This is a genomic window from Streptomyces sp. 71268, assembly GCF_029392895.1.
GTDB lineage: Bacteria > Actinomycetota > Actinomycetes > Streptomycetales > Streptomycetaceae > Streptomyces.
On sequence record NZ_CP114200.1, the window covers coordinates 6,951,586 to 6,966,294 of the forward strand.

The window sequence follows — 14,709 nt, forward strand, 5'->3', positions numbered from 1 at the left end:
GGCCGCGCGGGCGGCGCCGCGCGGCCCTGGGCCGTCAGCCGCCGGTGCGTCCGCGCGGGGCGCCGGCCGAGCCGAGCGGCGCCGCGCGGGAGCGGTCCGAGTGCGGCGGGCGGCGGCTGCCGGTCGGGGTGACGGGGGTGCGCTCGGAGCGCGCGGTGTGCGGCCGGGCCGGGTGGTGCGGCCAGCCCTCCGGGGCCCGCGCGGCCCCGCCGGCGCGGCCGGCCAACGGCAGCCGCTCGCGGGTGTGGTGCTCCTCGTCCGAGGTGGCCCGTGGCGTGCTCAGCGCCGGGTTGGTCAGCGCGGCGGCCGGCTGTGGGGTGAACAGGGAGCCCGCGCGCAGGCGCGCCCAGGCGATCCGCAACACCATCTCGGCCCATGCCATCGGCGCCTCGAACATCGGCAGCGCCAGCAGGATCAGCAGACCGGCGGCCCAGCCGAGGAGCACGTCGCTGACCCAGTGCGTGCCGAGGTAGACCGTCGTCATGCCCACGCCCAGGGTGACCACGGAGGCGATGACGGAGGCGACCCTGCGGGCCCCCGGCGTGGTCGCCAGGTAGGCCAGCACACCCCAGGTGACCACGGCGTTCGCGGTGTGACCCGAAGGAAATATATCGCCGTCGGCCCACATCTCGTTCGAGCCGACCACGGTCGCGTAGTGCGGGCCCAGGCGGCCCATCCCCAACTTCGCGGCCCCCACCGTCGCGTTCAGCAGCAGCAGCGAGGTGCCGAGCAGCAACAGCGGGCGCGGGCTGCGCTGCTGCCAGCAGCACCAGCCGAGCCAGGCGGTCACCATGACGGCCGTGGGCCCGCGCTGGCCGAGCACGACGAAGTAGTCCAGGAAGGTGTGGAATTCCGGCCACTGCTTGTACGGCCGGAACAACATGACTTGCCAGTCGAGCTTCACCAGCCAGGAGGTGGTGAGCACGCCGACCACCGTGGCCACGTAGACCGCGAGAGTGGACCCCAGCAGCCAGCCCCGCGTCCGCGTCATGCGCGGTCGCGCGACTTTGGCTGGGCGCTCCTCCGCCTGAGGAAGCTTGTCATCGGTACGCACTCAATCGACATTACATTGCGTGACAGGTGACATCGGTCGATCACGTCTCTTTGTGATGACGATGTGATGTGGAGAGGGTCTCGTTCTCGGCATTGCCGTTCACGATTTCACGGAATGCCGGGAGTCCTTGGCTATTCCCGTAGCGCTTCTCATCGGGATCGCGCGGAACCCGTTTATTCTATTAGCGCTCCTCTGTTTATCGCTGATTAGCCATGACGTTCCCCGCCGTTTCCCGCCCGGTTGCCGGGCGGCGACCGGCCCCGTCGGACGCGCGGTGATCATCTCGGTGAACGACCGGTGTCGCGGCCCGGGCCCCGTGCGGCGGCTCCTGGCGCGCGATCACATCCGGCCATAGTGCGCGCCGGTGGCCCCGCGCGCGTCGCGGCGCCGGTTCGGGCCGCGGCCCGGCCGGGGGCGCGAGGCCCGGGTGGGTGTCCGACGCCCGGACGGCGAGGTCGGGCCGCCCCTGAGCCCGGCGTGGGCCTCGCCGTGCGGGTCGGGTGGGGTGTGAGCGCAGGTCAGACGGTGGTTGGGACAAATGGGGCAAGGGGCTCAGGGGGCGGTGAGGTACGTGGCCCCCACCGCGACTCGCGTACGCTGACGTCTCACTCGCCCAATCCGCAGGGCCACCGGACTGCCTTCTCGACGTCACGTCGGCGTCATGCCCCGAACAGGCCCCGCGCCGCGAGCGCACCACAGGGAGGTACCTCTATGACCGGGACGACCACGACCGGCAACCGACGGTCAGCGGGCGTTTCCCGGTTCGGACCCGGTGCCTCGCGCTGGCGCGACGCGAACGGCGGCGCCGACCGGTGGCTCGTGCTCGTGGTGCTGTGCGTGAGCCTGCTGCTGGTCGCTGTCGACGCCACCGTCCTGCACGTCGCGGTCCCGGCCGTCAGCGAGGACCTGCGGCCCGGCTCGATGGAGCTGCTGTGGATCGTGGACGTCTACCCGCTGGTGTGCGCGTCGCTGCTGATCCTCTTCGGCACCCTCGGCGACCGGGTCGGCCGCCGGCGCGTACTGCTCCTCGGCTACGGGCTCTTCGGCCTGGCCTCCGCGCTCGCCGCCCTGGCGACCACGCCCGAGGTCCTGATCGTGGCCCGGGCCCTGCTCGGCGTCGGCGGCGCGATGATCATGCCCGCCACGCTGTCGATCCTCCGCCAGGTCTTCCCCGACCGTCGCGAGCGCGCCGTCGCGATCGGCATCTGGAGCGCCGTCGCGGCCGTGGGCGCCGCGGCCGGACCGCTGCTCGGCGGCTTCCTCCTGGAGCACTTCTGGTGGGGCTCGGTCTTCCTGATCAACATCCCGCTGATGGTCGCCGCCCTGCCCGTCGGCCGTTGGCTGCTGCCCGAGTCCACCGGCGACGGCAACGGCCCCTGGGACGTGACCGGCGCGCTGATGGCGGCGTTCGGCCTGTTCGGCGCCGTCCTCGGAATCAAGCGGCTGGGCAACGGGCAGGGTCTGACCGAACTCGGGACCGTGTGCCCGACGCTGCTGGGAGGCGTCCTCCTGGTGCTCTTCGTGCGCCGCCAGCGCCGGCGTAGCAACCCGCTGGTGGACCTGGCCATGTTCGCCCGACCCGCGTTCGGCACCGCGGTGGGCTGCATCGTGCTCGCGATGCTGGCCCTGGTCGGGCTGGAGCTGATAGCCGCCCAGTACCTGCAACTGGTCCTCGGCCTCACCCCGCTGGAGACCGGCCTGCGCCTGCTGCCGCTCACGTTCGCGGCCATGGCCGCCGGCCTCGTGGGCTCCCGCATGCTGCACCGGCTCGGCCCGCGCACCATGGTCGCCCTCGGCTTCGCCGTCACCGCGGGCGCCGTCCTGTCGCTGACCGCGATGGGCCAGCACGACCGCCCCGCCGTCCTCGTCTGCGGCTTCGTCCTCCTCGGCTTCGGCCTGGAGACCACCCTGTTCGGGGCGTACGAGTCGATGCTCAGCGAGGCGCCGGCCAGGTGCGCGGGCGGGGCCGCGGCCATAGGCGAGACCTCCTACCAGCTCGGCGCCGGCCTCGGCATCGCGCTGCTCGGCAGCGTGATGAACGCCGCCTACTCCCCGAGGGTCGCCGCGACCCCGGGCATACCCGACGACTCCGCCAGGGCCGCGAGCCATTCGCTCGGCGAGGCGTACGAGGTCTCCGACGCGCTCGGCGGGGCGTCCGGCGCGGTGCTGCGGGCCGCCGCCCGCGACTCCTTCGTCACCGGTCTGCACAGCACGCTCTGGGTCAGCGCCGGCCTGCTGCTGCTCGGCGCGCTCGCCGCGCTGTGCCTGCCGCGCACCATGGACGGCCCCGCGGACCCGGACGACGACACGACCCGCCCGACCTCCGCGCCCAGGCACGCGCGCGGCAAGGGAGACACCGTGCCGCGCCGCCGCCGGCACCCCGACGCGCCCGAGAGCGCCGCGCCCGCGTCCGACACGACCCCGGCCACCTCGTCCGCACGCCGCTGACACCGCGCGCCCCGCGCCGACGCCAACGCCGACCCCGCGACGCTGGCGGCAAAGGGGGCTGGACGCCGTCTCGTACCCGGAAGTAGCGTCGGGCGCGACGGGATGATCACCCCGGTCGCCGAGGCGGTACGGGCCCCGGTCGCCGGTCCCGACCCAGACCGCACCCGAGCCGGAGGCCGCCCTCATGTCCGCGCGCACCTTGCCGCCGTTCGACCCGACCGACCCGCTGGGCATCGACGACCTCCTCGCGCCCGAGGACCTCGCGGTGCGCGACACCGTCCGTAGCTGGGCCACGGACCGGGTGCTGCCGTACGTCGCCGACTGGTACGAGCGCGGCGAACTGCCCGGCATCCGCGACCTGGCCAGGGAACTCGGCTCCATCGGCGCGCTCGGCATGTCCCTCGACGGCTACGGCTGCGCGGGCGCCAGCGCCGTCCAGTACGGGCTCGCCTGCCTGGAGCTGGAAGCGGCCGACTCCGGCATCCGTTCGCTGGTCTCGGTGCAGGGTTCCCTGGCCATGTACGCCATCCACCGCTACGGCTCCGAGGAGCAGAAGCAGCGCTGGCTGCCGCCGATGGCGGCGGGGGAGGCGATTGGCTGCTTCGGCCTGACCGAACCCGACCACGGCTCCGACCCCGCGGGCATGCGCACCACGGCCAGGCGCGAGGGCTCCGACTGGGTGCTCACCGGCCGCAAGATGTGGATCACCAACGGCTCGGTGGCCGCCGTCGCCGTCGTCTGGGCCCAGACCGACGAGGGCATCCGCGGCTTCGTCGTGCCCACGGACGCGCCCGGCTTCTCCGCCCCCGAGATCCACCACAAGTGGTCCCTGCGCGCCTCGGTCACCAGCGAACTCGTCCTCGACCAGGTGCGGCTGCCGGCCGACGCGGTGCTCCCCGAGGTCACGGGGTTGCGCGGCCCGCTGAGCTGCCTCAGCCACGCGCGGTACGGGATCGTGTGGGGCGCGCTGGGCGCCGCGCGCTCCTCGTTCCACGCGGCCCTGGACTACGCGAAGACCCGTGAGCAGTTCGGCAAGCCGATCGGTGGCTTCCAGCTCACCCAGGCCAAGCTCGCCGACATGGCGGTCGAACTCCACAAGGGTCTGCTGCTGGCGTACCACCTCGGGCGTCGGATGGACGCCGGGCGGCTGCGGCCCGAGCAGGTCAGCTTCGGCAAGCTCAACAACGTGCGGGAGGCGATCGAGATCTGCCGTACGGCCCGCACCATCCTGGGCGCGAACGGCATCTCGCTGGAGTACCCGGTGATGCGGCACGCCACCAACCTGGAGTCGGTGCTCACCTACGAGGGCACGGTGGAGATGCACCAGCTCGTGCTGGGCAAGGCGCTGACCGGGCTCGACGCGTTCCGGTGACGGACCAGGCGGGGCGAGGGGGCCGAGCGTCACGAGCGGGATGAACGAGATGGGCGCGACGCGCGCGATGAGAGGCGCGGGGGAGTCGAGCGAGGCGGGCGGGGTGCCGGCGCGGGTCGGGTGACCGGGGCCGGACCCGGCCCGGCGGCGTGCGCAGCGAAGGCGCGCACGCCGCCAGGTCAGCTCTGGTTGAAGAAGCCGCTGTTGCCGCGGCGGGCCTCGCCGCTGACGACCTGGTAGTCGGGCGGTGTGAGCAGGAACACCCGAGTGGCGACCCGCTCGATGGAGCCGCGCAGCCCGAAGGTCAGCCCGGCGGCGAAGTCCACGACGCGCTTGGCGTCGGCGGGCTCCATGGCGGTGAGGTTCACGATCACCGGAATGCCCTCGCGGAACAGTTCGCCGATGCCCCGCGCGTCACGGAACCCGTCCGGGGTGACCGTGGCGATGCGCGAGCCCTGGTCCTGCGCGGCCTGGTCGGCGACCCGCACCCGCGGGTCGGTCACCCAGGCGTCGCCGGGCTCGGGCCCCTCGGAGTAGTCGTCGTCGTAGTAGCGCTCATCATCGCTGTCGTCGACGAGGCCAAGCCAAGCACTCGCCTTGCGCACCGATCCCATGGACGCCTCCTCTCACGTGCGGTGGGTACTGTCCGCTCCTCTATGGTCGGCCATGTTGTAGATGATGTGCCAAGCGGATAGCCGCCGCACAGGGGATTCGTGACGGTACTGGTGCACAACGCATGCCCAGGAATCAGAGTTCCTCCCGTGCAAGGGGCCTGACGGCATGGTAGTTAGACTCGCCGGCTAAATGAGTGACGCCACGCGGCGTACGGGGGAACGAGGAAGCTTTGTTTGGGATTGTCCGACCATGTCGGCATCGCTTGTCGGATCGTCTTCGCACCGACTGGATGGCACACCTGTGCGGACTATGTCTGGCGCTACGGGCCGACCACGGCCAATTCGCCCGAGTTGCCACCAATTATGACGGCCTGATTATTTCGGTCCTGGTCGAGGCCCAGTCGCCGGAGGCCACCCGCGCGGCCGGGCGGCGCACCGCCGGGCCCTGCCCGCTGCGCGGCATGCGCACGGCGCCCGTCGCGCGCGGCGAGGGCGCCCGGCTGGCCGCCGCCGTCTCCCTGGTCCTTGCGTCGGCGAAGGTCCGGGACCACATCGCCGACGGTGACGGCGCGCTGGGCCGCCGCCCGGTGGCCGCCGCGGCCCGCCGGGTGGCCACCCGCTGGGACCGGGCCGGCGCGCTCACCGGCTCCGACCTCGGCTTCGACACGGCCGTGCTGGTGGCGGCGGTGGACCGGCAGCCGGACATCGAGGCGCTCGCCGGCCGCGGCACCCCGCTGCTGACCATCACCGAACCGACCGAGACCGCGACCGCCGCCGCCTTCGCGCACACCGCCGAGCTGGCGGGCCGGCCGGCGAACCGGGCCCCGCTCGCCGAGGTCGGGCGACTCTTCGGCCGCCTCGCGCACCTCCTGGACGCGGTGGAGGACCTGGACGAGGACGCGCGCACCGGCGCGTGGAACCCGTTGCTCGCCACCGGCGCGACGCTCGCCGAGGCGCGGCGGCTGTGCGAGGACGCGGTGCACGGCGTGCGGCTGGCCCTGCGGGACGTGGAGTTCACCGACGGCAAGCTCGCCCACGTGCTGCTCGCGCACGAGCTGCGGCACGCCGTGGACCGCGCGTTCGGCCCCACCTGCTCGCACCCGGCGGGCCACCCCGCGAACCCGTACGGTCCCGGAACCCAGCAGCCGTACGGCAACCCGTACGCCCAACCGCACGGCAACCCCTATGCCCAGCCACAGGGCGGCCAGCCCGCGCACGGCAACGGCTCGTACGCCCCGTACGGCGGCCTGAACGCGCCGCAGGGTGCCCACGGCGCGCCCCAGCCGCTGCACCCGGGGCCGGGCCACGGCGGTTCGGACGGGGACTGGTTCGGCGGCGGGGGCGGCGACGGAGGTGGCGACCCCGGCGGCTCCCCCGGCCGCCCACCGCGCCGACGCTCACTGGTCCCCGGCTGCGCGGTCTGGCTCGGCCTGTGCTGCACGTGCCAGCTCTGCTGCCGCGAGGAGTACCACGACCCCTGGAGCGGCGACAAGCGCGGCGGCTGGTGCCACAAGTGCGAATGCTGCGAGTGCTGTGAGTGCTGCGAATGTTGTGAGTGTTGCGACTGTAGTTGCTGAGCGGGGGCGCGTCCGCGCGGGCGGAGTTGCTCGGTGGGGTCGACGACCCGCGCCCGCTGGTGGCCCTCGCCGCGCTCGCGTTGCGGCGGTGGGCTTCCGGTGGGTTGTTTGAGTGCGGGTGTGGGTGGCGCGGGCGGTGGTTTCTGTCGGGGCCGGCGTGGAACCCGGCCCCGCTCCGGTGTGGGTTGTGGAGGCGACGGTCAGTGGGTGGCCGTCGCCTCCAGGGTGGGGCGAGGCGGTAGTCAACAGGCGGTAAGAGTAAGGAAGTTGGGCGGCCGGGCCAGGGTTGGGCAGGGGTCGGTGGAGGCATGGTGGGGCAACGGGGAAACGGGGTGGTGCGCGAGCAAGGCGAGGGGAGGCCGAGCGTTGACCGTGTGGGGATGCGTGCCGAAAGCGTGGGTGCGGGGCGCGTGCGCCCGCGCGGGGGTTGGGGCCGTAACGGCTGAGGTCACGGGAGGCCGAGCGCGGCCGGGCCGGTGAGGGCGGGCGCTCAGGCGCGTAGGAGCGGCGTCAGCCCGAACAGGAGGACGACCACACCCGACCGAAGTCGATGTGGTCGCGGGTGACCAGGCGCTGCCCTGTGTACATGGGCCAAGTGGAGCAGGCTTCCGTTTGTCCGTCAACTGACTTGAGACGCGCCGTTCACAGTATGGACAGCCTTGACAGCGGGCAGTGGCCAGCGCATAGCCTTCACAGTCCGGTCCTGCTGAGGGGCTCGACCGGTGTGTGGACGGGACGCGTGCTCGGATTCGAGCACCCACGGAGTCTTCGCATGTCCGTGTCACCGGATAGCTCCCCTCTTCCCCGACGCCCCCGGCCCCCGGCCATCGCGATCGTCGGCGCCGGCCCGCGCGGTGTGGGCCTGATCGCCCGGATCGCCGCGCGCGCCGCCCAACTCCTGTCGGCCGCCGACCTGGTCGCATCGCCGGCCGGCGCGTCCTCGCACGTCAGCGCGCCCTCGCACGTCAGCGCGCCCTCGCACGTCAGCGCGGGCTCGCCGGTCGGTGGCCGGTCGCGTGGCGGCCCGGCCCACCTGCCCCCGCGCCCCCGGCTGACCGGCGCCGACGCGACCCCGGGGGGCGGCGCGGCCCCAGGTGGCGGCGCGACGCCGTGGGGTGGGCGGCTCGTGCTGCACCTCGTCGATCCGCACCCGCCGGGCGGCGGCCGGGTCTGGCGGCCGCGGCAGTCGCCGTTGCTGTGGATGAACTCGATGGCCGCCGACGTGTCCGTGTTCGACGACGGGAGCCGTGGCTGGGACGCCGAGCGGGACGGGCCGCCGGACTCCGGGCCCTCGCTCGCCGAGTGGGCCGAGGACATCCGCGCCGGGCGCCTGAACGTACCGCTGGCGCCCGAACTCGCCGCGGAGGTCGCCGTGTTGACCGGGCGCACCTTCGCCACGCGGCGGCTGCAGAGCGCGTACCTGCGCTGGGTGTACGAGCGGGCGGTGGCCGCGCTGCCTGCCGGCGTCGAGCTGCGCGTCCACCGCAGACGCGCGGTGCGGCTGACCGGCCCGCGCGACGGCGCGCAGCGGGTGTGGCTGGAGGACCGGGAACTGCCGCTCGTCGCCGACGCCGTGGTGCTCGCCCTCGGCCACCTCGACGCCGAACCCGACGTTCAGGAGCGGGAGTTGGGCGCGTTCGCGGCCCGGCACCGGCTGACGTACCTGCCGCCCGAGTACACCGCCGACAGCGATCTGCGCGCGCTGCGCCCGGGTCAGCCGGTGTTGGTGCGCGGCTTCGGGCTGGCCTTCGTGGACCTGATGGTCCTGCTGACCGAGGGACGCGGCGGGACGTACGCCGAGGCGCCGGGCGCCGGTGGCCAGGGGCCGGGCGACGGCCCCGAGCTGGTCTACCGGCCGTCGGGGCGGGAGCCGGTGCTGTACGTCGGGTCGCGGCGCGGCGTGCCGTACCACGCCAAGCTGGGCTACGACTGGACGGGCGAACTGCCGCCGCTGCCTCGCTTCTTCGGGCCCGAGCAGGTGGCCGACGTGCTGCGGCGGCAGCGGCCGGTCGACTTCGCCCGGGACGCGTGGCCGCTGGTCCAGAAGGAGCTGGGCTACGTGCACTACCACCGGCTGTTCACCGCTCACCCGGAGCGCACGGTCGGGAGCTGGGCGGAGTTCGAGACGGCGTACGCCGCCTGCGAGGTGGGCGGCGCCGAGCTGGCCGCGCTGGTGGCCGCCGCCGTGCCGGACCCCGCCGACCGGCTCGACCTGACCCGCCTCGACCGCCCGCTGGCCGGGGTCACCTTCGCCTCGCACGCCGCGCTCCAGGAGGGGCTGCGGGAGTACGTCACCGCCGACCTGATACGCCGCCACGACCCGGAACACAGCTCCGACCTGGCCGTCTTCCTCGGCCTGCTGGCGGTGTACGGGCAGGTCGCCGGGCTCGGCGACATCGGCCCGTGGTGGCACGGCTTCTTCAGCTACCTCGCCTCGGGCCCGCCCGGCCCCCGACTGCGGCAACTGCTCGCCCTGTCCCGGGCCGGCGTCGTGCGCTTCGTCGGGGCCGACATGAGCGTCACCGCCGACCCGGCGCGCGGCGCCTACGTGGCCACCAGCGCCTCCGTACCCGGCCACCGGGTCGAGGCCACCGCGCTGGTCGAGGCCAGGCTGCCGGACCCGTCGGTGGCCCGCTCCCGCGACCGGCTGCTCCGCGCCCTGCACGAGGAGGACCCGGACGGGTTGCGCGTGACGCCCGGCGGGCTGGTCGCCGTACGCCCCGAGGACGCCCGCCTGCTCGATGGGGCCGGCCGGCCGCACCCGCGCCGGTTCGCGATCGGGGCGCCCACCGACGCCCGGGTCGCCGCGGCCTTCGCCCGACCCGGCACCGGAGCCCCCGCCGTACGCCAGAACGACGCGGTGGCCCGGGCCCTGCTGCGGCTGCTCACCGAGGACGCCCGGCCGGCGCGGCTGAGCGCCTGACCGGCCCCGGCACGGCCCGGGCTCGCGCGCCGCGTCGGCCCGAGCCGGCGCGAGAACGTCCGCCCGACGTGTATCCACCCACGGACCCTAAGGACCCCCATGCCCCCCTTGAACCGTCCGCTGCGACTGGCCGTCGCCATCGACGGCGGCGCGCCCCAGACCGCGTCCGCCTTCGTCGACCGGGCCCAGCTCGCCGAGCGCGGTGCCTTCGACTTCGTCACCCTGGACGACTCGCTCGGCCAGCCCGCGCCCGGCGTGGCACGGCTCGACGCCCTCGCCGCGCTGGCCCGCGTCGCCCCCACCACGGACCGCATCGGCTTAGTGCCGACCGTCACCACCACCCACACCGAGCCGTTCCACGTCTCCACCCAGGTCGCCACGTTGGACTGGGTCAGCCGCGGGCGGGCCGGCTGGATCGTCGAGGTCTCCGCCACCGAGGCCGAGGCCCGGCTCGTCGGCCGCCGGCCGGCGGCCCCCGCGCCGGAGCTGTGGCACGAGGCGGGCGAGGTGGTGGACGTCGTCACCCGGCTCTTCGACAGTTGGGAGGACGACGCGGAGATCCGGGACGTGGCCACCGGTCGCTTCGTCGACCGGGACAAGCTGCACTACGTCGACTTCGAGTCGGCCACCTTCTCGGTGCGCGGCCCCTCCATCGTGCCCCGCCCGCCACAGGGACACCCCGTCACCGTCATCGACGCCACGCCCTCCCACGTCCGGGCGACGGCGGCCCGCTACGCCGATGTCGCCCTCATCCGCACCGACGACCCCGACGTCGCCCGCGTAGCCCGCGCGGACCTGCGCGAACGCACCCGCGCCTGGGGTCGGGAGCCGGACCGGCTGATCGTGCTCGCCTCGCTGCCGGTGGACCTCGACGCGTCGGCCGACGCGGTCGCGCTGGCCGAGTTCGCCGCGAGCTGGCACACCGACGGCGTCGCCGACGGCTTCCACTTCCGCCCCCGGGACCCCGAGCGCGACCTGCGGCTCCTCGTGGACGGCACGGTGCCCGTGCTGCAACACCGCGGCCTGGCGCGCCACTTCTATCCGGGCGCCACGCTCCGCGAACACCTGGGCCTGCCGCGCCCGGCCAACCGTTACGCCCTCGCCAGGGAGGCATCAGCGCGATGACCGACACCTCGGGCACCCCGCGTACCAGCCGTAAGTCCATCCACCTCGCCGCCCACTTCCCGGGCGTCAACAACACGACGGTGTGGAGCGCGTCGCCGCGGGCGCTCGGCAGCCAGATCGACTTCGCGTCCTTCACACACCTGGCCCAGACCGCCGAGCGCGGCCTGTTCGACTTCTTCTTCCTCGCCGAGGGGCTGCGGCTGCGCGAGCACCAGGGCCGCGTCCACGACCTCGACGTCCTCGGCAGGCCCGAGGCGATCACGGTGCTCAGCGCGCTGGCCGCCGTCACCGAGCGGCTCGGGCTCGCCGCGACCGTCAACGCCACCTTCAACGAGCCCTACGAACTCGCCCGGCGCCTGGCCTCGCTCGACCACCTGAGCGGGGGACGCGCCGCCTGGAATGTGGTGACCTCCTCCGACGCCTTCACCGGCGAGAACTTCCGGCGCGGCGGCTTCCTGGACCGCGCCGACCGCTACACCAGGGCCGCCGAGTTCGTCGCCACCGCGCGCGAGCTGTGGGACTCCTGGCCGCCGGGCGCCGAGCGCGCGCGGGCCGGTGCCTTCGCGCACCACGGGCACCACTTCGACATCGAGGGCCGCTTCAGCGTGGAGCGCGGCCCGCAGGGCCACCCGGTCGTCATCCAGGCCGGCGATTCGAGCGAGGGCCGCGAGTTCGCCGCGGCGACCGCCGACATCGTCTTCACCCGGCACGGCACGCTGGAGGCCGGTCGGCAGTTCTACGCCGACGTCAAGGGCCGGCTCGCCGCGCACGGGCGCCGCCCCGAGGACCTGAAGATCATGCCGGGGGTGACGTTCGTCCTGGGCGACACCGCGGCCGAGGCCCAGGAGAAGGCCGCCGAGATCCGGCACCAGCAGATCTCGCCGCAGACGGCGCTGCTCACACTGGAGCAGATCTGGGGAGTCGACCTATCGCGATATGACCCGGATGGCCCATTGCCGGACATCGAACCCGACTACGATGCCCAGCTCAGCCAGGGCCGGGTGCGGCACGCCGACCCGCGCGCCGTCGTTGCCTCCTGGCGCGCGCTGGCCGAGGAGAAGGGGCTGTCCATCCGGCAGACCGTGATCGAGGCCACCGGACGGCAGTCCTTCATCGGGACGCCGGCGGCGGTCGCCGACGAGATGGACACCTTCGTCCAGACGGATGCCGCCGACGGCTTCATCCTGATACCGCACCTGACTCCGGGCGGGCTCGACGACTTCGTCGAGCAGGTGGTGCCGTTGCTCCAAGAGCGCGGGTCGTTCCGTACCCGGTACACCGGCAGCACGCTGCGCGCCCATCTCGGGCTCGCCCAGCCCTCGTGAAAGGACACAGCAGCATGACGGACACAGCGGCACAGCGCAGCACGGCGGCCACCCCGGCGCGGCCCGCGGGGACGGCCGCACCGAACGGCGCGGTGCGGCCGGGAACGATCCTGCACTCCACGGCCCGGACCGGTAGCGAGCCCGGGGCCGGCGGTGAACCCGAGATACCGGGGTCGGACGCGGCCCGACGCCAGCCGCCGGGCGAGACCTCGTCGGAGCGGGCGGACTGGCGCGCCTGGCTGCGGGAGCGCACCGAGGCGGTCGCCGCTCCGTACGGCCCGCTGTCGGTGACCGGCACCCACTGGCTGGCCGACGCGCCGGACGGCAGGCTGCCCGGCGTACCGGGGCGGTGGACCGAGGACGGCGAGGAACTCGTGGTCAGCGCCACCGCCGAGGACCTGCTCGCGGTCGACGGCCAGCCGCTGGAGGGCGAGGCCAGGCTCGGGCCCGAGCACGGGCCGCTGGACGCCCGGGTCACCAGCGGCGACCGGCACCTGGTGGTGCTGCGCCGCGAGGGCCTGTGGGCGGTACGGGTCTTCGACCCCGACGCGGCGGCCCGGCGGGCGTTCGCGGGGATCGACGCGTTCGACTACGCCGAGCGCTGGGCGGTGCCCGCCGTCTTCCGGCCGTTCCCCGAGGGGCGCACGATCCAGGTGGCCAACGCCGACGGGGCGCGGCGGGGGCTCGGGCTCACCGGCGAGGTGGTGTTCACGGTGGAGGGCGTGGAACACACGCTGGTGGCCGGGGACGAGGGGGACGGCTCGCTGTGGATCGTGCTCGCCGACGCCACCAGCGGGCGGGCCAGGGCCGAGGGCGGCAGCTACCGGTTCCGCTTCCTGCGGCCCGGCGCCCCGGGCGTCGACGGGAGGCTGACGTTGGACTTCAACCGCACCCTGCTGCCGCCGTGCGCGTTCACCGACCACTTCCTGTGCCCGTTCCCGCCGCCGGGCAACACGCTCCCGTTCCCGCTCACGGCGGGCGAGCGCAACCCGGTGGCGACGGGCTGACCGGGGCCGTTCACCGGTCCGACGGGGCAGTGGCCGGTGGGGGCGGCGGGGGAGCGGGCCGTTCCGGGCGTGGTGGGCGCCGGGCGCCGCCGAGGGTGGCTCGCCACCCCCTTGTGCGGCGCCGGCCGCAGCCCGAATACTCCTGACAGCGCTCGTACGGGGGGACGAGAAGCGTGGCGGAGGCGTCGTGTAGCCGTGCCGTGCCGGACAGCCGTACCCCCGTGGCCGTGCCACCCGGGGCCCGGCGCGGCAGCCGGCCCACGACTTCCCCGGAGGAAGAGTTGAGGAACACCCGCACCACGCTCCGCCCCCGCCCCCGCGGACGTGTCCGCGTCATCGGCGTGACCTGCGGACTCGCCGCCGTCTCGGCGCTCGCGGTGCCGGCCGCCGGGGCCGCCACCGACGCGCCGGCCGCACCCACCACGGTCCGGGCGGCCACCGCGGGCGACGCGGTCCGCTCGGCGAACGTGCCCGGCACCGCCTGGTACGTCGACAAAGCCACCAACACCCTTGTCGTCACCGCCGACAGCACCGTCAGCCGGGCCGAGATATCCCGGCTCAAGCGCGCGGCGGGAGCGCACGCCGGCGCGATCCGCGTCGAGCGCACCCCCGGCACCTTCAACAAGCTCATCGCCGGCGGCGACGCCATCTACGCGGGCGACTGGCGCTGCTCGGCCGGGTTCAACGCGCGCAACGCCAAGGGCGAGTACTTCATCGTGACCGCCGGCCACTGCACCGACGGCAAGCCGCCCTGGTACACCACGTTCAACCACCGCACGAAGATCGGCAAGACCGTCGGGTCCAGCTTCCCGGGGAACGACTACGGCCTCATCCGCTACGACAACCGCTCCCTCAAGCACCCGGGGACCGTCAACCTGTACAACGGCTCGTCGCGGGACATCAAGAAGGCGGCCAACGCCACCGTCGGCCAGAAGGTGCAGCGCAGCGGCAGCACCACGGGGCTGCGAAGTGGCAAGGTCACCGGCCTGAACGCCACTGTGAACTACGGCGGCGGGGACGTGGTCTCCGGCCTCGTCCAGACCAACGTCTGCGCCGAGCCCGGCGACAGCGGCGGCGCCCTGTTCTCCGGCACCACCGCCCTCGGCCTCACCTCCGGCGGCAGCGGCGACTGCTCGTCGGGCGGCACGACGTTCTTCCAGCCGGTCAAGGAGGCGCTGAGCAAGTACAAGGTCAACGTCTACTGACCTGACCTGACCTGACCTGACCGGGCCCGGTCGTACGGGGAGGCCGTCGTAGCCGGACG

General features: G+C 74.1%; 10 protein-coding genes. 8 read left to right on the forward strand and 2 right to left on the reverse strand.

The features are described 5' to 3' along the window. Window positions 1-34: 34 nt before the first annotated feature. Window positions 35-991, reverse strand: a complete 957-nt coding sequence (locus tag OYE22_RS27805) for a phosphatase PAP2 family protein (RefSeq protein WP_277322941.1) — start codon at window positions 989-991, stop codon at window positions 35-37. Window positions 992-1,765: 774 nt separating this feature from the next. Here OYE22_RS27805 and OYE22_RS27810 point away from each other — a divergent pair. Further along, window positions 1,766-3,502, forward strand: coding sequence for an MFS transporter (locus tag OYE22_RS27810; RefSeq protein WP_277322942.1), 1,737 nt, complete (start codon window positions 1,766-1,768; stop codon window positions 3,500-3,502). A gap of 184 nt (window positions 3,503-3,686) precedes the next feature. Beyond that, window positions 3,687-4,874, forward strand: a complete 1,188-nt coding sequence (locus OYE22_RS27815; RefSeq protein WP_277322943.1) for an acyl-CoA dehydrogenase family protein — start codon at window positions 3,687-3,689, stop codon at window positions 4,872-4,874. Between the two features lie 179 nt (window positions 4,875-5,053). Here the strand turns inward: OYE22_RS27815 and sepF are convergent, their stop codons facing one another. Next, window positions 5,054-5,488 carry a cell division protein SepF gene (sepF, locus tag OYE22_RS27820; RefSeq protein ID WP_176160906.1) on the reverse strand — a complete coding sequence of 145 codons (435 nt, stop codon included), beginning with the start codon at window positions 5,486-5,488 and terminating at the stop codon, window positions 5,054-5,056. A 230-nt stretch (window positions 5,489-5,718) separates the two neighbouring features. Here sepF and OYE22_RS27825 point away from each other — a divergent pair, with 230 nt between their 5' ends. The 6 genes from OYE22_RS27825 (at window position 5,719) to OYE22_RS27850 (ending at window position 14,650) form a co-directional block, all read left to right on the forward strand. Continuing rightward, complete coding sequence (locus OYE22_RS27825; protein WP_277322944.1) at window positions 5,719-7,065, forward strand: DUF5685 family protein; 1,347 nt, start codon at window positions 5,719-5,721, stop codon at window positions 7,063-7,065. Window positions 7,066-7,837: 772 nt separating this feature from the next. Next, on the forward strand, window positions 7,838-9,988 hold the full coding sequence (locus OYE22_RS27830) for an FAD/NAD(P)-binding protein (RefSeq protein WP_277322945.1): 2,151 nt from the start codon (window positions 7,838-7,840) through the stop codon (window positions 9,986-9,988). A 99-nt stretch (window positions 9,989-10,087) separates the two neighbouring features. After that, entirely contained in the window at window positions 10,088-11,113 is a 1,026-nt protein-coding gene (locus tag OYE22_RS27835) for an LLM class flavin-dependent oxidoreductase (RefSeq protein WP_277322946.1), read from the forward strand. Continuing rightward, on the forward strand, window positions 11,110-12,438 hold the full coding sequence (locus OYE22_RS27840; RefSeq protein ID WP_277322947.1) for an NtaA/DmoA family FMN-dependent monooxygenase: 1,329 nt from the start codon (window positions 11,110-11,112) through the stop codon (window positions 12,436-12,438). Before OYE22_RS27835 ends, OYE22_RS27840 begins: the two co-directional genes overlap by 4 nt. Window positions 12,439-12,452: 14 nt before the next feature. Next, window positions 12,453-13,445 (forward strand): DUF1684 domain-containing protein, encoded by a 993-nt coding sequence (locus tag OYE22_RS27845; RefSeq protein WP_277322948.1) that lies wholly within the window; start codon window positions 12,453-12,455, stop codon window positions 13,443-13,445. A gap of 341 nt (window positions 13,446-13,786) precedes the next feature. Then, window positions 13,787-14,650 carry a S1 family peptidase gene (locus OYE22_RS27850; RefSeq protein WP_277322949.1) on the forward strand — a complete coding sequence of 288 codons (864 nt, stop codon included), beginning with the start codon at window positions 13,787-13,789 and terminating at the stop codon, window positions 14,648-14,650. The last annotated feature ends 59 nt before the right edge of the window (window positions 14,651-14,709 follow it).

Bases quoted from the DNA above. Each gene is read 5' to 3' on its own strand.
- OYE22_RS27805 (WP_277322941.1), bottom strand. From the start codon at position 991: ATGACGCGGACGCGGGGCTGGCTGCTGGGGTCCACTCTCGCGGTCTAC.
- OYE22_RS27810 (WP_277322942.1), top strand. From the start codon at position 1,766: ATGACCGGGACGACCACGACCGGCAACCGACGGTCAGCGGGCGTTTCC.
- OYE22_RS27815 (WP_277322943.1), top strand. From the start codon at position 3,687: ATGTCCGCGCGCACCTTGCCGCCGTTCGACCCGACCGACCCGCTGGGC.
- sepF (WP_176160906.1), bottom strand. From the start codon at position 5,488: ATGGGATCGGTGCGCAAGGCGAGTGCTTGGCTTGGCCTCGTCGACGAC.
- OYE22_RS27830 (WP_277322945.1), top strand. From the start codon at position 7,838: ATGTCCGTGTCACCGGATAGCTCCCCTCTTCCCCGACGCCCCCGGCCC.
- OYE22_RS27835 (WP_277322946.1), top strand. From the start codon at position 10,088: ATGCCCCCCTTGAACCGTCCGCTGCGACTGGCCGTCGCCATCGACGGC.
- OYE22_RS27840 (WP_277322947.1), top strand. From the start codon at position 11,110: ATGACCGACACCTCGGGCACCCCGCGTACCAGCCGTAAGTCCATCCAC.
- OYE22_RS27845 (WP_277322948.1), top strand. From the start codon at position 12,453: ATGACGGACACAGCGGCACAGCGCAGCACGGCGGCCACCCCGGCGCGG.